This window comes from Pseudoalteromonas sp. SCSIO 43201 (assembly GCF_023716725.1).
GTDB classification, from domain to species: Bacteria; Pseudomonadota; Gammaproteobacteria; order Enterobacterales; family Alteromonadaceae; genus Pseudoalteromonas; species Pseudoalteromonas peptidolytica.
On sequence record NZ_CP072683.1, the window covers coordinates 3,671,551 to 3,692,453 of the forward strand.

The window sequence follows — 20,903 nt, forward strand, 5'->3', positions numbered from 1 at the left end:
GTGACGGTAGATATGAAATCAAAAAGCCCTTTTCAGGGCTTTTTTTATTTTAAGGCTATTTAAATGTAAGCTAATACTAATTATCTTTATTAAGTAGCCTATGTTGAGGCGAGAAAATCTTGTCGATAACCCGCTGCCGCCTCCAATTCTCGCCAAGGTACCTCCCCGCCATGTAGGCAAGGCAAAAATTTTGCTATTTAGCTGTTCTAAATCGAAATTCTTAACGCGGTTAGCGTCAGATTTACGCCTTCAAATTGAGCAAGGATTAAGTCTAATTGGTATAACAACCTGTCATGACATAAAAGACCGCCTAAAACAGCGACGACATCTGTAGTAGACCCCCAACAGTATTAAATGCACACTCTACACATCACAAAGATATTAATGAGAATTATTTTCAAAAAACTATTGACTCACCACCAAATCTAACTGATAATCAATATCAACAAGACGGAAGCGTGTTGTTTAGCCAACTTAGTTAGATGTGTTGATGGTATCAATTAACCATCCACCCGATGTACTCCTAATTTGGCAATAGTACTCTAGTTTGTTTCTCGACCCTGAAACACGGATTGCCAACGTTAATGGCTTGAATGAACTTAACTCGGTCGCCCCTAAAGCTGACTAAGTCCATTCTCACAATTTACTTGCTACATTGCTCATATCGGTGACGGTAGATATGAACTTAAAAAGCCCTGCTCAGGGCTTTTTTTATGCCCTAAATCCAAGATATTATAACCCTTCACTCTAGCTAACCTAATCCGCAGATAATTAATACCTGTATAGCAGCGCTAGCTGGGTTAAGTTCACTTTTAAGCAAGGCAAAAATTTTGCTATTTAGTTGTCATAAATAAAAAACTTTTAGCACAGTTAGCGTCAGATTTACGTCTTCAAAATGAGCAAATATCAAGACTGATTAATATAAGAGGATGCCTTATCCGAACCTCAGGTTTGTCACTCACTCCCCCAAAAAATCGATAATGAGAATTATTTGCAAAAAGATATTGACGTTTGAGTAAATCTAATTGATAATCAATCTCAAAAAGAGCTCATACTCTTGCTGATTCGACCCTGAATCGTGTTGTCGGTGATGCGCTACAACGCCCCTTGATGTGTGTCACTGGCAACCATTACTCGCTACATTGCTCATATCGGTGACGGTAGATATGAACTTAAAAAGCCCTGCTCAGGGCTTTTTTATTTCTCACTCACGCTTAATCCCTCGACTTCAAATTAAGCTGTAATAGCGTGTAATCGCTTTCTGTTAGCCAAACTCGTATCATGCTACTTTTCCAAAAATAACAATAATATGAACGCGAGACGCTATCGTTACAATATGTTGTTAAGTTTGCTACTGTTGGTAGGCTTCATCTTTACAAGCTGGATCAGTATTGAGCATGCAAAACAGTCTCTTTATCACGGGATTAGCGATGACGCTCTACCACTTACCAGTCACCTCGTCGATTTAGATTTACAAAAACGTTTGCAAGCACCAATCATTGTATCTCAGCAAATGGCGAACAATGTATTTATTAGACAGTGGCTGCAATCTGAGCGACGTAACTCAGATCTCATCTTCACTTACCTTGCTGACACCCGCGCACTGCACCAAGCCAGAACCAGTTTTTTAGTCGATGATAAACGCCTTACTTACTATCATGCGAATGGCTCAACAGAGCAATTAGATATTCGTGAAAAACAAAATGACTGGTACCGCGAGAGTCTTCACAGTGACTCCCCCTATTCTCTCAATGTAGACATTGACCCAAGGGATAATAGTGAAGCTATCGTCTACGTTAATCACAAAATAGAACTTGACGATGAGGTGCTAGGTATTGTCGGAGTGGGTGTGTTGTTGGCTGATTTACATCACTTAATCACGCAGTATGAAAATACTTATGAGCGTAAGTTCAACTTTATCGATCATAAAGGTAGAGTACTATTTTTTAATGATACTGTGTTGTCTGGCACCACCATTCATGACCATTTCCCATCACAAGCAACAACATTACTTAAACAATCTGAATATCAATTTATCATTGAGTCGCAAAGCCATACAAAATTTGTCCATTCGCGTTACTTGGATTCTATTGGATGGCATTTAATTGTTGAGCAGAAAGTTGATAAGTCCAACGGTATAGATGACATTCTTACTACGAATTTATGGGTCGGTAGTTTTGTTACGATATTTATACTGGTCGTTGCACACTTAACATTTAACCATTACCAAAAGCGCTTAGAGAAAATGGCTAAATACGACAAACTCACAGACACCTTTAATCGCCAAGCTTTCGAGCCACAGCTACAGCATCACCTTGCGAAATCCAGAAACCAATCAACCCCCGTTGTTATGCTGATGATGGATATTGACCATTTTAAGCAAGTTAACGACCAGCATGGTCATGTTGTCGGTGATAGAGTACTGCAATGTTTCGCAACAGCGTGTAAACGCCAAATAGAAAACAACGGCTTATTGTGTCGCTGGGGTGGTGAAGAGTTTATGGTTTTGCTGCCAAAAACGACGTTAGATGAAGGAATTGCGGTAGCTGAGAAAATTCATATCGCTCTGGAGAGAGCTGAGTGTGAGGTAAAAGTCACTGTCAGTATTGGCGTTGCACAATATCACATTGATGAATCGGAAGATGGTTTTATAAAGCGCGCTGATGCCGCGCTTTATCAAGCTAAACAAGGTCGAAATCAAACCAAATTCGCCGCTTAGCGGCGATTTTTTCGAGCCCTCGCGCGGCGCTGACGCTTCTCTTCTTCGCGAGCAGCCTTTTTGGCCTCTGCTTGAGCTCTCAATTCAGCGACCATTTGTTCTTCTGACTCACGCATTTCTGGTGTTTCCATGGTGATCCTGCCGATAACGGCATCGCGCAACTCATTAATGAGGATCTCTGACATTTTGTGAGTATCTACCTGATTTCCGCCCTTAACACAGCCTCGCTTACGACCCGCCATCTCGATAAATGTCCAATCACAATCAGGCAATTCATCTAGTTTGTAGCGCAGCTTCAATAGCTCAGGGTATGCAGTTAATAAGTACTCAGCAGTGTAACTTGCCACCTCTTCATAATTAATCGCGGTATCACGAATAGCGCCTGTCGCTGCCAGACGATAGCCTGAATTTTCATTTTCCACTTTTGGCCATAGCATCCCAGGCGTATCGTACAGCATAATACCGTCTTCAAGTTTAATTCGCTGTTGCGCTTTGGTTACTGCAGGTTCATTACCCGTTTTTGCAACAATTCGACCGGCAAGGGTATTGATAAGCGTTGACTTACCCACATTTGGAATACCCATTATCATCGCTTTTAGCTGCTTGTCTTGACCGACTTTATGGGGCGCAAGCTTTTTGCAAAGCGCATTAATGCGCTGCACTTCATTCGCCTTGTCATGACCAAACGCCAGCGCTTTTACGCCACTCTCACGCTCAAAGTACTCCATCCACTGCTTGGTTAATTCAGGGTCGGCCAGATCTGCTTTATTCATGATTTTGATAACAGGCTTATCACCACGTAACTGGCTCACCATCGGGTTTTCACTGCTATATGGAATACGGGCATCCAGCACTTCAATAATGACGTCCATCTGCGGCATGATTTCTTTGATCTCATTGCGCGCTTTATTCATATGTCCTGGGAACCACTGTATTGCCATTTTAACCACCTGTATTAATTAACTTTAAAAGCTCATATATTGAATACGTTGCGCTCAACTCACCGCCTTGATGTGCTATTTGCATCTGACAGCCGCAGCACTTCGGATCAACATAGGGTACTAAACGCTTTTAATACAGCAGCAGTACCTCATCACTAAAGCTCCTATTCTACTATAAAGTAGAAGAATTGGGGTAATGACGAGTTAATTCTGTATAACTCGTGATGTATACCAAAAGTGTTTATCAAAAAATGGTAATTACGAAGACGCGAGTGCAACTAAACTAAAGTAAAGCTCACTAGCTTTGATGGATTATTTCACTGGGTGTAATTATATACATTCATTATATGCTCCCTAGCACTAATTGAACATATATCGCGCTATAGTGCAGGTTTTAAGCATGTTAGTTTTATATACGATAATTATGAAGCGCTTATTTATCTACCTTGGGCGGTTGTCTGGAGATTAATACTCACGATGATTATTTGCTCTTCGAACACGACTCCCATGCAAGAAACCAAAGCCTCCTACCAGCTAGACACATTGCGTTCGAGTCGGCGACCTTTTTTACCGATTGACCAAGTAAGAAAAACTCAAGCATCGTAGGGATGATCGACTTACAAACGCTTTACGCTATGTTGTAATGATAAAATCACAACGTGAACTTCGACAGTAACGTTTCTTGCTCATGGGCATTTTTAGCAAGCTCTTCGCTGGCGCTGTACTGCTTGTCTGCAAAGCTACCAACTTCAACACTAATATCGTTGATATGTATTGTGTTTTTATTTATTTCTTCTATCACTACGCTTTGCTCTTCAATGGCGGTGGCGATTTGAATATTACGATCCATCAATTCTTTCACGGCTTCTGAGATTTCTTCCAGCATGTGCGTGGCTTGCTCTGTTTGCGACACACATTGCTGAGTTTTATCACGACTACTACCCATTGACTGCTGCACTTGTGTTGATGACACTTGGATTTGATCTATCATCGACTTAATTTCAGTCGTTGATTCCTGAGTCTTTGATGCTAAAGAGCGTACCTCATCTGCGACTACCGCAAACCCTCGCCCTTGCTCACCTGCCCGTGCAGCCTCAATTGCAGCATTTAATGCCAGCAAATTAGTCTGCTCTGCGATCCCGTTGATAACTGACAAAATATTTTCAATACTCTGGCTATACTCAGCAAGTTGAGTACTGAGCTCATAAGATGCAGTGATATCATCTGCTAGCGTATTAATTTGACCGCGAGCTTGGAAGAAAATCTCCCGACCCTCAGAAGTCTTTTCATTAACCGAAGTAATAGAACTTGCTGCCTGTTGTGCATTACCTGCTATCTCCGTTGAAGTAGTGCTCATTTCGTTCATTGCTGTTGCTAGATTTTCAATTAGGCTCACTTGTTTATCCAGCCGACTCGATGAATGTGTCGCCAGCTCTTTTGCTGCATCGCTACTTAGTACAACATCATCAGCACGTTCTTTGACCCGGCCCACTAACCCATGTAAAAAACCTAAAAACACATTAAACTGCTGTGCTACCACACCACATTCGTCTTCATTAACTATTCTCAAGCGCTGGGTTAAATCGCCTCCCCCACTTGCCATACCAGTGATTGCGGTTTCTAAATCATGAAGTGGCTTCAGTAGATGTATTGCCAGTGTTCTAACGCATACCACACCAATAAATACTGCCAAAACAGCAATAATCAATGAGTTCAGAGTAATTTCCGTTAATGTTTTATATGCTTTTGCTTTGTCGATAAGTACCGCAAGATACCAATCTGTTCCGTAGGTATTATCTAATGGATGTAAATAAAAAAGCCGGCTACCATCTTTTGTATCCACTTCTTGCAACTCACCGACGCCGGATAGACGCAAGTTTGAATACACCTGCTCCATCTTTTTCCCATTAAAATCAACATCATGATGTGAAATTACTCGACCTGCACGATCAACCAAAAAGGCATACCCAGTGTCGTCAAAGTTCACCAGATTGACACTACTTGCAATCGTTTTAAGACTTAGATCTCCACCTATCACTCCTTTGAAGCGGCCGGCAGCCATGATGGGCGATACCACAGACAGCAACAGCTCTCCCGTTGCCGCGTCAGTGTAAGGGCTGGTGTAGACTGTTTTATTTTGGTTTTTACCCAGCTGATACCAAGCGCGTTCTCTGAAGTCAACGCCTGGAGGGTTTTTGCGCGCAGGATTGTTAGACCTTAATCCCTCTTCGGTTGCTAACGTCCCAAAAGCAAGTAAAAATTCGCTTTTGAATACGGGGGTGTTCAAGGCTTGCTGGAAGTGCTCTTCACTAAAATTTTGTTCTATTTGGCTCTTTACCACATTAATCTGGTTAGCTTTGCCCGCGAGCCAGTTTTCAATACTAATTGCCAACAGTTTCGTACTGTCAGTTACGTAAGCATGCGTTTTAGCTTTTACTGATTCACTGACAAACCAATAAGTAGAGAGGGTCGTTACAGATATTATTAACAAGATCACAACGGCGGAAGCCACAGAAAACTTAGTCCGGATCTTCATATTTCAACAACCTGAATAAAAAGTACTCGAATATCGAAAGTGTTGTCTATAATTCGGTTATTAGCAACTGAGAGATGTAAAAACGATGAATTTTACTTTAGCAACCTCAACCGCACTAATAAGTATTGCTTGTTTGTTGACTCCGACAAAATTACAGGCTTCTGAGCAACCCGTCACTATGGCCGATATTCAAAACTTAGAGCGCCAGCTTGCTGATTTGAAAGCACGGTTTATGATACAAAAAAAAGTTACTCCGCCCGAACCTGCAGTAAAGCCACCTCCGGCACAACAGTCTTCCCAAGCGACTACGACTTTGCCAAAAACCACACTCCGTACCTACGCCACAATAAGACCAACATTTGGGTTGCTTAATGAAAATGACGAGAGCAATTGGGATGTTCGCGACGCACTGTCTCACGCAGGGGTTAAGGTCACCCATGAATTTATGCCTGGCTGGCAAGCTGAGCTTCATGGAGAATGGGGAATAGATCTGGCAAATGAAGGAAACTTCGGTAAATCTAGACGTGCCTATACCGCATTGGGTACGCCATTTGGACGCTTTGGAATTGGTAAACAACGACCTGCGCAGTATTTATTTATCGCTGAGTATGTTGATATTTTTAATCACGCAAGCAGTCCCTTTGCCTACGACCCTGAGAGTATTTTTTTCGTCGACAACCTTGTAACCTATCGCTATCACTTTGGCCCAGTGACGTTCATTGCGGCAGGGCAATTTAACGGCGACAAGGGCGACAACCAAAGCGACTTATTTAATACCGGATTAAGTTACGACCAAGCAGGGCTACATGCTGCTATTACCTATCAGCATAATGATGTATATGACAACGAACTGCATATCGGTGAAAACCGGTTGTGGTCTGGTGCACTTGCTTATCAATTCACGCCTGATTTATACGCTGCAGTGGCTTATCAAGATAAAGAGTATGAGCGCAATAGTTCTCTTGCTTCAAGGCAAGGGCATACCTTTGATGTTTCCTTAGCGTATCAACTATCAAAGCATTACAAGCTAAAAACTGGTTACTTTAATTTTGATGATGGTTACTACCAATTCGATCCGCTCAATCAAAGTTTTGACGGTTACAACATCACATTGGAGTGGCTTCCCACAGCACCACTGAGAGTTCACCTTGAATATTTGAATAAGTCTTATGATAATCAAGAAGATATGGATTCAATCTCTATTGGCTTTCGGTATGATTACAAACAAGAGTGGCAATTTGAATAACCAAGTCATCAAGTATTCAAGTGAGAGTGATACACTTAAGCCAAACCTCGGGGTATTCACGTTCTCAGGAGCAACATGCGTCACTCTCCCATTCCTTTAGAAAACGTCGTAACACAACAAATACAATGTGTTGTTGTGTTACACGGATTGTATATGTCAGGCTTTGTAATGAAGCCCCTTAGCGCACGTTTGGAAAGATCTGGCTATCGTATCTTAAACTTGAGTTACAACACCTTAACCCCCAATCTCGACAAGATTTGCAAGGCGATAGACGACTTTATTGGTAACCACCCAGCAGCGTTAGTTTGTCACTCGATGGGAGGCTTGGTCGCGCGTGCTTATTTAGAGCGCAATTCAGTGGCAAGTACACAGGTAAAAAAAGTGGTGACGTTGGGGACACCACACAAGGGTAGTGCCATTGCCAAACATATGCACGACAAAGGCCTAGAGTTACTGTTAAAAAACAGTGTGGAGTTTTTGTTGTCTCGTAACCAAGATTGGCCATTTAACGCCAAGCTTTACAGTATTGCCGGAGACTTGCCCATCGGGCTAATGCCATTGCTACAAAAAGGCAGTCAATCAGACGGCACTGTGCTGCTAGAAGAAACTAAACTCAATGGTATGGCTGAACATAAAGTATTTCACCTCAGCCACACCAGCCTAATTTATTCTCGCGCAGTCATGGATTATATATGCGATTTATTGAAAACCCCCTAGTGCTCTGCGCTTGCTGCCACTTTATATGCAATAAATGCAATCAACCCAACGACTAATGGAACCGGCGCAGCGATGTAACCAAAGGTATCAGAATTCGCAATACTTGCACCTGCCAAGTGACCAACCAGACCAACTACAAAAGCCACTAAAGCGATAACGACGACGACGATTTCCATTTTGTGTTCGGATGTTGTTTTGCCTTTCATACTCATTTCCTCAAGTAGTTAGACACGCTACTTTGTGTGCCTTGATGACCTGATTATGCGCTTCTACTTCGTTGATATTTTGACCTAAATCAATTTTAAAACCGCCAAAAGACCTAGCGGCTTTACGTTTTGTTTTGGATCAAATTTTATTCAACCTTGTCGATTTCAGGAAAAAGTTGGCAAACTTTATTCCCCAACGGTGGCGTCACTTTTTCGCTATTTGCTAACGATCTGATACAGGTCATCTTGTATTAATATTTGATGTGTTTTCATGATAACGATTGATTTTTTAGATTAAATGGTTTGATTTTAATCATTGGGCAATTCATCACGGTTGCGCCATACTGACTGTAAATCAACAAGGAGCATCGCATGACAAACATTAATTCTATCGGTTTAGACAAAGACAAAAGCCAAGCTTTAGTTACTGCTTTGAATACACTACTGAGTAGCTATCAAATTCAATACATGAATGCGCGAGGCTTTCATTGGAACATCAAAGGTCGTGAGTTCTTTGAACTACACCTAAAATTCGAAGAAATCTATACATTACTTCTGGAAAAAGTAGATGAAATTGCTGAACGTATTTTAACGATTGAAGGAAATCCACTACATGCGTTCTCAGATTACTTAGAAACCAGCAAAATTAGCGAAGCTAAAGGGATCAGCGACGGTACACAAGCGCTTGAGACTCTACTTAAAGGTTACACAACACTCATCGCCATGCAGCGTGAGATCTTAGCCCAAGCAGGTGATGCTGAAGACGAAGGAACCGCAGCACTCATGAGCGACTATATCAAAGAGCAAGAAAAGTTGGTTTGGATGCTAAAAGCGTATTTAAACTAGCCCATTTGCTTGAAAGAGCATTCATTCTTTAAATACGCCATTACCTAGCGGTATAACTGACTGCGACCAAACTCGCTTAGCCTTTGGGTAAAAGCGAGTTTGGCCGTGATACTATATGAGCAATTAAGCTTGGCTATGTGTGTCCAGCAAACTTATAAAAAATGCCATTTCTAAAGCACGTTCATGCAAGCTTTTAAATCGCCCAGAAGCTCCGCCATGCCCTGCTTCCATATCCGTTTTAAACAATAGCAAGTTACCGTCCGTTTTATATTCCCTAAGCTTGGCTACCCACTTCATCGGCTCCCAATACTGTACTTGTGAATCATGAAGGCCTGTAGTAACCAGAATATGAGGATAAGCTTTTGCCTCGATGTTGTCATAGGGTGAGTAAGCCAATATCGTCTGATAATCCGCTTGGAAGTTCGGGTTACCCCATTCGTCATATTCATTCGTGGTCAGGGGAATAGATTCATCCAACATGGTAGTTAACACATCTAAAAACGGCACATGACAGCCTAAGCCGAGATAGAGTTCTGGCGCTTGATTTGCAATTGCCCCCATCAATAAACCACCAGCGCTACCACCCGATGCAAATACCTTGTCTTTATCACCATAACCTTGCTCAACCAATGCCTTAGTTACGTCAATAAAGTCGTTGAAGGTATTTTGTTTATGCGCTTTTTTGCCTTGCTCATACCACTGGCGACCTAGCATTTCAGAGCCACGTATATGTGCAATCGCATAAACAAAACCTCTGTCTAACAAACTTAAAATCTGACTTGAAAAGTTCGGGTCTATCGTGATCCCATAAGAACCGTAGCCATATTGCAGCAAAGGGTTACTGCCATCTTGTTGAAACTTATCTTTACGATAAACCAAGGATACCGGGACTTTTACACCATCTCTAGCAGTAATATGTAGGCGCTCAGAGTGATAATACTCTGGTTTAAAATCACCTAGCACCTGTTGTTGTTTTTTTAATGTTTTTTTACCGCTTGTTAGGTTGCAATCATACACAGAGCTAGGCGTTGTCATGCTTGAGTAATGGATACGAACGCTGGTTGCACTGGGTTCAGGGTTACTTCCAATCGTTGCGTAATAACAAGCATCATCAAAGCTAAGATGATAACTCTGCCCCTGATAGTCATGTACAACAAAGCGAATTTGCCCTTGCTCGCGCTCGGTCAGAACAAAGTGGCTATTAAATAACTCCAGTCCCTCTAATAAGACATGCTCTCGATGTGCTACCACCTCTTCCCACTGCTCAATATCAACGATAGTTTGCTCGGTGGCACGCATTAAGCGAAAGTTTTTAGCCGCTTTATTTGTCAGGATATAATAAAACTCTCCCATCTTTTCAAGGCCATACTCATGACCCTCCACTCTTGGGAGTAGCGTTTTAAACTCTCCCATTGGGTCATTCGCGTCTAATATAAGCTGATCGCTGGTTTCTGTAGCAGCAAGATAAATGAAGATCGCACTGTCATCTCGGCTTTTACCTAGCCCCATATAAAATTGGCGGTCTTGCTCTTCAAATACTAAAATATCATCGCTTTGCGGTGTGCCCAGTACGTGACGATATACTTGGAATCCCAGTAATGTTTGCTCATCTTTTCTAACGTAAAACAGTGTCTTATTATCGTTAGCCCATACTACCTGACCTTCTGTGTTATGCAGTACATCAGGAAGTAGTGTATTGGTAGTAAGATCCAAAAACTTAATTGTATAGATGCGGCGACCATCAGTGTCTTCACTATAGGCTAGCAGCTGTTCATGTGGGCTTACGGTAATATCTCCGACATCATAAAACTCGTTGCCTTGCGCTAGTTGGTTGACATCAAGCAATAAGGTTTTGTCTGACAGATCTTCTTGCGACGCGCGATAGTGCTTGGCATATTCCTCATCACCATTCACTTCACTGACATACCAGTAACTGCCATCTTTTGAGGGCACTGAGCTATCATCTTTTACTATACGTCCTTTCATTTCTTCAAATAGCTGTGACTGTAATGTTTGGTGCGGTGCCATTAGTGCATCACAGTGGGCATTTTCCGCATTTAAATGCGCCAACACTTCGTCATTTTTACGCTCATCATCCCGCATCCAATAGTAGTTATCGATACGTTCATGATCATGATGTAGCAAAGATTTTGGTAACTTTTTGGCTAGAGGTTGTGTTTTATCCATCACCTAGTGTTCATCCTAAATTTCTATCATTTTTTGCCAGTGTAATATCAATCAGCTTAATTCTCCAAGCAATTCCAAGGCAGACATAAGGCGTAAACAAAAAGGCCGAGCTATATGGCTCGGCCTGTTGAATGACTAATAATGATACTAAATTACTGGATCTCAGCTTCGTCTAGTGGTTCATCATCTGTCAGTGGCTTACGTCTGATTTTTCCTTTTAGACGAGCACCCGCAGCTTGTACATCGGCCAAGATAAGATATAAAGCAGGTACTAACACCAGTGTTATCAGCGTTGCAAATAACACCGCGAACCCTAGTGAAACAGCCATTGGGATCACAAAACGCGCCTGCAAGCTTGTTTCAAAGATGATGGGCATCACACCAGCAAAGGTCGTGATGGATGTTAGGGTGATAGCCCTAAAGCGAGCACAGCCGGCCTCAACTACCGCCTCTTTGATCCGCACGCCTTCTGCACGAGCTTGGTTAATATAATCTGTCATTACCAAGGAGTCGTTAATAACAACCCCTGCGGCTGCAACCAAGCCAAACATCGACATGGTACTCATATCTAAGCCAAAGATTAAATGCCCCCACAGCGCACCGACTAAACTAAATGGGATAACCGACATTACGATCAGTGGCTGTGCGTAACTTTTCAGCGGCACAGCTAAGAGGATATATACCATCAGCATACCCGCGGCGAAGAAGAGGATTTGCTCACTGGTTTGCGCTTGGCGCTCTTCAACAGAGCCACCCAATTTGGTTTTCACACCAGGGAACTGTTTGAGCAGATCAGGTAAAATGTTGTCTTCAATATTCTTCACCACAGCATCAGGTTCGATCAGCTCTTCATCAATACTGCCGTAAACATAAACGGTTCTAAACCCATCTTCACGACGAATATAGTTGATCCCTGGCTTTTCAATAAATTCGACTACGTCACCAAGCATGACTTCTTTACCTTGTGCGGTGGTAATGATAGTGCGCTTAAGTGAAGCAAGTGCCCTACGGTCAAGCTCTGGGTAACGTACCATCACTTTAATTTCTTCACCGTCACGGATCACGCGCTGCGCCTCACCACCATAGAAGCTATTGCCTACTTGAATGGCAACATCTGAAAGTTGTAAGCCTAATTCATAGGCAACTGGCTTCAATGCTATTTGCACTTCCTTGCTTGCAGGGTCAATACTTGAGCTAATATCAAATAGCCCAGGCTGTTGTTGCAGCATGGCTATAAGCTGTCTGCCAGCCGCATTAAGCGTGTCTATATCAGAGCCGAGTAGGCGATAACCAAATTCGCCTTCGCCACCGCTTTGCTCACCAACACTATCGTATACAATGATTGATTTTACTGCGGTAATTTCTGGCATCGCCTCACGCCAACGACGTGCCAACTCAAAGGCTGTAAATGGTCTAAGATCCTCTTCAACTAATGTCGCAAGTACCGAGCCCTTAGTTCGACTTTGGTTCCAAGCGTATACGTCTTTGATAATGCCTTGGCCAAACTCTTGAACAATCTCTTTATCCACGTTACGTACCATCAACTCAATTGCCTGCATTGCTGCAATCGTTTGTTCATCCGATACATTATCGTTCATGGTGATTTCTATTTTCGGATAGTCTTCAGGCACTTTCGGGAACGGAATAAAGCGCACAAGGTTTGAAGTCACCAAACTTAAGCTGAACACCAACATCGCAACAAAGCTCAGCAGTACAGTCCAGCGCCACTCAACACAACGCTCAATAAAACGTTTATAAGGCCCATTTACAAAGGCAAAAAACTTTTTGTTAAACGCAGCGCGGCGGCTGTTGGCACGCATTGGCTTAATCTTAGTGTGGGCGATATGCGCAGGTAAGATCCACTTAGATTCTATTAAACTGAATATCAAACATAATATAATCACCCCTGAAATTGATTTAAAAAATGCGCTTTCAGGGCCTGAAGAAAACAGCATAGGCGCAAACACCGCAATCGTCGTCAATACGCCGAACGTTGCTGGAGTCGCTACGCGCTTAGCACCAATCACCACATTCTTTACACTGTGACCTTTGCGCTCGATCTCTGAATAGGCGGATTCTCCTATGACAATAGCATCGTCCACCACAATACCCAGTACCATAATAAAGGCAAACAAAGAGATAATATTGATACTGATCCCAAGGGCTGGCATAAACAAAAACGCCCCTAAGAAACACACAGGTAAACCAATCATCACCCAAAGGGCCAACTTGAAGCGCAAGAAAAGTGTCAACATGATGGCAACCAGCAGGGCACCTTGCAGCATATTGCTCTTCATCATTTCTAATCGTGCGTTAAGGTAGTACGTCATATCCACAATAGGTTCAAGACGTAGACCTGAAGGTAAGGTTTGGTTTTTTTCTTCTATGTATTTATGTACCGCTTGCGCGATTGGGATCATATTTTGGTCTTTAGTCGCTTTTACCGACAAGAACACGGCATTCTCACCATTTAATCGAAAGTAGTACTCGCCTTCGGTAAGACCATCTTTGATTTCTGCAATGTCTTGCAGGTAAATCTTCGCGCCATTATCGCCAACTTTAACGGGGATATTTCTAAATTCATTACCACGGTACATTTGGTTTTCCACACGCACCGCAATAATGCCGGAGTCTGTTCTAATTTGCCCAGCCGAAATGTTAGTTGAGTAACGACGTATAGCATTGCTCACATCACTGATAGTTAAGTTATAACGACGCAGCGCATCAGGATCCACTTCAATGCCAATCTCGTAGTTAGGTGTTGAGCGGTCAACTAGGGAAATAGTTGGGATCTCTAATAGCTCGTCCTCAATCTCTTTCGCTATTGGCTTAAGCGCATTTAATGGCAAATTACCAGCAAGGGCAACATTCACAACATCTTGACGAAACTCCACCAACTGTACTTGAGCGGGCTCCATAGATGCAGGGAACGTCGCAATACTGTTGACTCTAGAGCGAATTTTATCTTCAACCTCGGTGAGGTCTTCATCTTTGTAGATCTCTAGCTGCGCACTACCACTACCACGAGCAGCACGGTACACCCCTTTTTTAATTTCGGTAACGTCTTTTAATGCTTCCTCAATCTTAACTAGGATACCTTCCTCAATTTCTTGAGGAGAAGCGCCTGGATAAACCGCTGACACTGTCACATAGTTAATTTCGAAGTTGGGAAACATTTGCCTTTGAATAGTCATGTAACTGATAAAGCCCATTATCAGTATAAAAACCATCAACAAATTCGCTGCTACAGGGTTATTCGCAAAGTAAGCAATAATCCCGCGCTGCGGTGCTTTTTCTATATCACTCATGGTCGCTCCTTGCTGTTACAGCTTTTCCGGCTGACTACTACTTGGCTTTGCTGACTGATCCGTGCCTGCTACTTTTACTTCCATGCCCTTTTGCGGGTACTCTGGTGGTGTCATAACTACTTTGTCGTGACTCGTAATGCCATCACCAATCAAGAAAAACTTACCCTCTTCGCGGATCACCTGCACCTTTCGAGGCTCAAGTTGGTTGTCTTGATTAAGCAACCAAACGGATTGATTATTCACGATTTCTTGAGGTAGACGGTAGATTTGCTTTAATGTTTTACCTGCAAAGCTAACCTGTACATAAGTGCCGTACTTCACTGCTGGCTGACCAGTTGTTAGCCCATAAGGGTCTTCAATACGCACCACTAAGTTATTCATCCGTGTCTGCTGATCAACCGTGCCCAAGTCTCTGTCTATAACAGCTTCACGGCTAAAAGCATTAGCACCTCGCTGATAAACTGTTGCTGCCAGTCCAGATACACGCTCAGGTAAAAATACGGAATCAAACCCCGCGATCGGAATAATAACTTCCGCTGTTTCAATATTATTTAAAATGCCAACCGAGCTGCCCATAGAAACAAACTGGCCAAGGCCCACCTGCTTATTCACCACCAACGCATTATAAGGGGCAATAACTTCGCAATTTTCAAGATCTCTTCTAGCGCGTTGTAGTGCTGCTTTGGCTGATTTAACTGACGCCTTTGCACTCATCACTTGGGGCTTGCGTAAAAATAGGTCGGTATGTTTTTTGGTTGGAAATCGTCTCGCTTCATCTGCGGCAACATCCGCTTGCGCTTGCTCTTCTATTAACTGCGCTTCTGCTCGTGCCAATTCAGCTTCCGCTTGGAGTACCGCAGCCTCATAATTATCTTGCTCAATTCGCAATAGCACTTCGCCCTTTTGCACTATACCACCCTCGACAAAGCTCGGATGCCAGTATTCTACTTCTCCCGATACTTGGATAGACAGTTGAGTGCTTTCAAGCGGTTTGACTTCCCCATAGCTTTGTATCACCACTTGATGATCTTGCGCGGCTAAGGTTTCCACTTCAACAACAGGACGAGAATCAACTTCTTGTTTCTCAGGCTCACTTTTAGCAACCGCATTGACGACATTAAAGCCGACAACACCGGCTATAAGCACGGTAAAGGGTAGAATCCATTTTAGAGTTTTAGCTTGCATGACAGTACCTATTGATAATTTCCTGACCGTATAGTAACAAGTTTAGCGCGTTCTCGGATGTGACATTTGTAAGAATCTGTTACACCTTCCCCACTCGTCCTATCAATGCGCCTGAAACCTGGAGTATTGTTTATTTATTTCAAACAATTAGCATCAAGTTCCAAGTTACCTACAGCGCCAATATTTCGCATCACTATTGCAGATTTCATAACAAAAAGTTTCTGTTCTAGTTACAAACTACTGGGGTTCTTTGGGGTTTGCTTGTTGAGAAACATGATAAAGTTCAAGTATAAAAATAATACAACTGGTAAATACGCACGCAACTATCATATAGATCCATAGCTGCGCAGTTAAAATACCAAACGCGCGACCTATAGCTAAAGACAGTATGTATGCGCAGATCATCACTGGTATTATCAAATATGCACGCACTTTACATTGCTCAACTAAAATATCCCTGACTTTGGCTCCGACTAAACATTTAATCGAAAAAACAGGCGCACTAAGAATAGCTAAATACCCAATTAAGCCATACATACCCGCAACGACTTGAAACAGCATTACCACAGCTATCGCTAACCCTGCCCAAAAACTCAACATAGCGGATTTGTTCAGTTGCTGCATGCGCGCCTTTATGTCTACGAGTCTCAAGATAGACTGGCTTGGGTTATGTGCCTTATAAAGCTCAGTTATCGTGTTTAATTCCAGCGAAGCATTCGCTTTTGCGCGCACGATAATATTGCCGTTGATAAAGTTAAATGGCAGGTAGGCAAGTGGTTGCACTTGTAAACTATGACTGAAGGTATTCTCAACGATGCCGACTAGTTTTATCGGACGCTGATGCCTGTCGTATAGCGTCGTGCCAACATCATTGCTATTGAGCTCCAACATCTGTGCTAGCTTTTGGTTGATGATCACCTTTTGTCCAGTATCTGTTGTACTCAAGTCATCTTGATTAAACCCACCACCGGCAATAAAACGTTGACCCGTAGTGACAAAATAGTTTTCACCAATAAGCTGTAAATAAGCCGTTATCATATTAGTACCATCGTCACCGCGACTTAATGGCTCTAAAAATACAAATTCATGAGGAATGACCGCTGCTAGCGCTGCACTGTCTATATCTGGGTGATTATTTAACCCTGCTAAATTGATCTTTGCTTGGTTATATCTCGCTTGTATAGCGTCATCGCTCCGAGCATAGTCACTTTGCTGTAGCTCAACAAAATAAAGTGATTCAGCGTTAAAACCACTATGGGTAAGTAATTGACCACCAAAATAACTCAGCAGCCAAAATGCTAGCCCCATCGTAATGGCGCCAATGCCCATTTGTGTACCAAGTAAACTCTGGCCAACCCAGTTTGGTAATTGTTTGGTTTGTCCTTTGCCCGAGCCACTGAGTTGACTACGAATATCTCGAAATGAAACTTGCGATAATGCTAATGACACAAATACCCATGCACATAGCTGACTAAAAGCGATAACACTCAGAATGCTCCACCATGGTACAGATAACCATGTAACATGAGCCAAGCTCGCTTGTGTCCAAACGCGAAATAGTCCAAGTCCCCCTTGCGCTATCACCGCTGCAATCGCTGATGACAGTAAAAATATGAACGCGATATAACACCATTGTGCTCGCTTTAAGTCAGCGCGCTTGGCACCCATTGTGATCGCTAGCGCCAGTTGTGTTTGCTTTGATTTAAAATCCAAAAGGTATAGCGAAAAAGTATTCACTAAAGTAATCAACAATAACGCGACACTAGCAAACGTCAGCCAGTGCATTGTCGTTTTTAACTGGCCTTTGAGTTTATTCACCAATGGCTGTAAGGCAAATACAAGCTCAACCCGTCCTGGTAATCCTTGCTGAATTTGCGCCTGCTTAAATGCGCTTTGTAGGTTTGCCTGTTGCACAGCAAGGTGTAGCTCAACGTCCTTACTCTTTGGTACTCGACCAACAAGAAACACATCACTTCTTACTGCTAAATGATCCAGATCAGAGATACCTTCCCCTATGGCCAAAGCAAAAGGCAGAAAAACATCACTACCTTGATTAGACTGAAATAACTGAGGCTCTTGGTCATCACACGCGGCAACGCCTACAATAGTGAAATATCGCTCATCTAGTTGTAGTGTTTGACCAATCAGCGCATCACCGGATAAATGCTGCTGGGCAAAGCATTCGCTCACCACAGCTTCATTCAACGTTTCGCCTAATGTATCTGATTGAGAAAACCACCGCCCTCGTTTAAGTGACATATCAAATAAGGAGAAAAACTCTTGATGCACATAAGTGGTCGATACCTTGGGCTCAACGAGCGCTCCTCGAAGTAGCCCTTGGCTGTAAAATACCGCAGAGGCCTGTTCAAAAACCTGTTTATCCTGTGCCAATTGCCATGCGACGGGCGTAGACATCGCTTGCGCCATGACCACTTTTTGTTCGTCATCTACCATGTCTGAACGCAGCCACATCAGCTTGTCACTTTGCGGGTAGGGCAAAGGCTGATATGCGTGCCACGATAGCGCAACGCTCATCATTAACGCAGCAAAAGATAAGCTCAATAAGATGACCAAAACCACGTTAAGTTTGGCTCGACTGAGTTGTGCATGCCAATATTTCATTACACCTCCTTGGTCGCGGTAGACTGATCTATGAGCACACTTAAAGGCATGCGCAGCAAACGTTGCAACGAGGTAAGTAAGCACACACTAGATGTAATAACGATGCCAATCGAAGCGAGTATGAAGTCGACAACAGAAAAGGGCTGTTGAAAATACCAAGACAACAAAAAAACCCCAGCTAACGCGACACAAAGTGCAACACCGAGATGTTGTACATGGGTATACAGCACTTCTATTCGTAAGTCTTGAAATTTAGCCCCTACTACCATCTTTGTAGCGTAATAAGTAGACCTGAGCGACTGCCCATAGCGATAGACACCAGCTAAACCGACCACAACCAAAAGCAATACCAACGAAAATAGAAACAGTGCACCATAGGTTACTAATGTGTCAGTTAATAAATATTGCTCTCGCTGCTTAGCCAAAGACTTAAAGCTAAATATTTTTAAAGCTGGGTGTACTTGCGCTAGCAATGCTGAAAAGTGTGCTTTGTTCACCGGGATAGTAGTCTGTAATAGTATATTATTTTGGCCAAGTACCGCGTTGTAGACATGTGGTTGCAGTGGCTTTCCGGGTTCGACTAAATCGGCGACGATGCCAATAATTTCAAAAGCGGCGCTGTCATCTGTAATATTGAAACTGAGAAACTTTCCAAGTGCCTGCTCTTGTCCACCAAGTTGCTCTGCAAAGGTTTTATTAATGATGAGTTGTTGCTCACCGCTGCGCACCTCTTCACTATCAAAAAACCGCCCTTCTAATAATTCTAACGAGAAAAATTCGAAGTATTGGCTATCAATAACTCGCCCAACAGGGTGCACGCGTTCAAGCGTAGTCACCTCTTGGAGTGACCAAGTTCCTGAACCTAACTCTATAGGTGAGCGACTACGACTGACAGCTGTAACTTCAGGTAAATTGACTAATACCTCACTGGCTTGGTGCATTACCTGTTGGTATTCAGATGCGGACATACTGTCTGGCGCATACAATACCATTTCATACTTATTTTCTAAGTCCACCGCGTAGGACTGCTGTAAGTGACTCAATGCGGACAGCCCCACTTGCAAACAAAAGAAAATCAACATGACAGAAAGACTGAGCTGGCTGATGGCCATTAATGTTTGTACGCGCTTGCTGACTACCACAGCGCTTCCTTTACCACTTTGCTTTAGTACTTTCGCCAACCGCTGATAACGTATCGCAGACATACCACCACCTAGCAGCAAACCACTTGTTAGTAACGCAACCATGCACAGCGCCGCAACGCTTTGCCATGTTAGTGTTATCAGTTGTGCTTGTGGTAACAGACCAAGTAATTGTTGCTGTAGCAACTCACACAGAAAATAGCCCACAATTATGGCTATCACCACAGAGCCAAAACACAGCTTTAATAATGGCAGCCATTGTGACCATGCAATGTCTTTTACCTTGGCGCCAACAACAGCTTGAATAGCTAATTTTCGCTGGATCTGGCTGAGTCTAGCCAAATACAAATTACAAATATTCAGCAGTGCAATGGCGAGTAGACCGAGCGATGCGGCAAATATACCAACCAACAAAATAGGAGATTTACCAAGCATTATGGTTTTCAATGGTACCGCCCTGACTCCGATACTCCACCCCGCAAAGTATTCACTTTCACTCACCTTGCTTTGCCATAACGTATTCATTTCATTAGAAAGAGAAAGTGAAACCTCTTGGTGTGTTGTCGTGGGTGCCAACTTTCCCACCATTAAATTTAATGGGTAACGATTCCACCAATAAGGCTTAGCCTCTTCTGAGGTTAAATTGTATTGCCAAGGTAACCATACAGCTGTTCGGTGGGACAACATTTTTAAGTTAGGTTCTGTAAAATCCTGTGCCACCACACCTACAATGGTAAATTGTTGTTCATCAAGCTTGACGGTTGTATTGAGAATATTAGGGTCGCCGTTAAAGTGTGCCTGCCACGCTTCAAAACTCAACACCGCAACTGGATTGCTTTGGGTTGCAGGCTCCGTTATCGCGCGTCCTAATGCCAATGGCATATCAAAAATGTTAAACCACTCTGGTGATACATAAGCAGTTTCTACACGTGGCATGTGTGCATGCGAAGTTAATAACTGCTCACCGTAGTGTACCAATGCAAGTTGCTCAATTGACTCTGGTTTATGCTCGTATAAGTGCATCAAAGAGGGGTAGTTAAAAGCTTCGCTGCTTTCATCACCTTTTTCATCAAACATCGGATATTCCAGCTTAACGATGCGTTCAGAGTCTGGGTATGGCAACGGAGAAAAGTACAAACTATGTAACATAGCCATTGCCACTAACATAACCATAAACACACAGCTCAACGTGGTTATCACCCCAACATGATATATCCCTAACTGAGATAAATTTTTTAGTTTCATATC

At 42.8% G+C, this 20,903-nt stretch carries 12 protein-coding genes; 4 read left to right on the plus strand and 8 right to left on the minus strand.

What is annotated here, in order from left to right; genetic code table 11:
- Positions 1-1,309 precede the first annotated feature (1,309 nt).
- Positions 1,310-2,719, plus strand: a complete 1,410-nt coding sequence (locus J8Z24_RS16010) for a sensor domain-containing diguanylate cyclase (RefSeq protein ID WP_252094984.1) — start codon at positions 1,310-1,312, stop codon at positions 2,717-2,719.
- Here J8Z24_RS16010 and ylqF read toward each other — a convergent pair.
- Entirely contained in the window at positions 2,716-3,660 is a 945-nt protein-coding gene (ylqF, locus tag J8Z24_RS16015; RefSeq protein ID WP_128731421.1) for a ribosome biogenesis GTPase YlqF, read from the minus strand. The genes J8Z24_RS16010 and ylqF overlap by 4 nt on opposite strands.
- Before the next feature lie 652 nt (positions 3,661-4,312).
- The gene (locus J8Z24_RS16020; RefSeq protein ID WP_176033413.1) at positions 4,313-6,196 is read right to left on the minus strand and encodes a methyl-accepting chemotaxis protein; all 1,884 of its coding nucleotides are present in this window, start codon (positions 6,194-6,196) and stop codon (positions 4,313-4,315) included.
- An 85-nt stretch (positions 6,197-6,281) separates the two neighbouring features.
- Here J8Z24_RS16020 and J8Z24_RS16025 point away from each other — a divergent pair, with 85 nt between their 5' ends.
- Positions 6,282-7,442, plus strand: coding sequence for a porin (locus J8Z24_RS16025; protein ID WP_176033412.1), 1,161 nt, complete (start codon positions 6,282-6,284; stop codon positions 7,440-7,442).
- A 75-nt stretch (positions 7,443-7,517) separates the two neighbouring features.
- Positions 7,518-8,159 carry an alpha/beta fold hydrolase gene (locus tag J8Z24_RS16030; protein WP_176033411.1) on the plus strand — a complete coding sequence of 214 codons (642 nt, stop codon included), beginning with the start codon at positions 7,518-7,520 and terminating at the stop codon, positions 8,157-8,159.
- On the opposite strand, the gene J8Z24_RS16035 is transcribed toward J8Z24_RS16030, so the two are convergent.
- The gene (locus J8Z24_RS16035) at positions 8,156-8,365 is read right to left on the minus strand and encodes a hypothetical protein (RefSeq protein ID WP_125250724.1); all 210 of its coding nucleotides are present in this window, start codon (positions 8,363-8,365) and stop codon (positions 8,156-8,158) included. The genes J8Z24_RS16030 and J8Z24_RS16035 overlap by 4 nt on opposite strands.
- A gap of 372 nt (positions 8,366-8,737) precedes the next feature.
- Between J8Z24_RS16035 and J8Z24_RS16040 the strand changes: the two genes are divergently transcribed.
- Positions 8,738-9,211: a Dps family protein gene (locus J8Z24_RS16040; protein WP_125250725.1), complete on the plus strand. Its 474-nt coding sequence runs from the start codon at positions 8,738-8,740 to the stop codon at positions 9,209-9,211.
- A gap of 123 nt (positions 9,212-9,334) precedes the next feature.
- Here J8Z24_RS16040 and J8Z24_RS16045 read toward each other — a convergent pair whose 3' ends face one another.
- The 5 genes from J8Z24_RS16045 to J8Z24_RS16065 form a co-directional block, all read right to left on the minus strand.
- Entirely contained in the window at positions 9,335-11,398 is a 2,064-nt protein-coding gene (locus J8Z24_RS16045) for a S9 family peptidase (RefSeq protein WP_176033410.1), read from the minus strand.
- A 152-nt stretch (positions 11,399-11,550) separates the two neighbouring features.
- On the minus strand, positions 11,551-14,706 hold the full coding sequence (locus J8Z24_RS16050) for an efflux RND transporter permease subunit (protein ID WP_176033409.1): 3,156 nt from the start codon (positions 14,704-14,706) through the stop codon (positions 11,551-11,553).
- A 15-nt stretch (positions 14,707-14,721) separates the two neighbouring features.
- Positions 14,722-15,891 (minus strand): efflux RND transporter periplasmic adaptor subunit, encoded by a 1,170-nt coding sequence (locus J8Z24_RS16055; RefSeq protein WP_252094985.1) that lies wholly within the window; start codon positions 15,889-15,891, stop codon positions 14,722-14,724.
- A 237-nt stretch (positions 15,892-16,128) separates the two neighbouring features.
- Positions 16,129-18,513 carry an ABC transporter permease gene (locus J8Z24_RS16060; RefSeq protein ID WP_252094986.1) on the minus strand — a complete coding sequence of 795 codons (2,385 nt, stop codon included), beginning with the start codon at positions 18,511-18,513 and terminating at the stop codon, positions 16,129-16,131.
- Entirely contained in the window at positions 18,513-20,900 is a 2,388-nt protein-coding gene (locus J8Z24_RS16065) for an ABC transporter permease (RefSeq protein ID WP_252094987.1), read from the minus strand. Before J8Z24_RS16065 ends, J8Z24_RS16060 begins: the two co-directional genes overlap by 1 nt.
- Between the last annotated feature and the right edge of the window lie 3 nt (positions 20,901-20,903).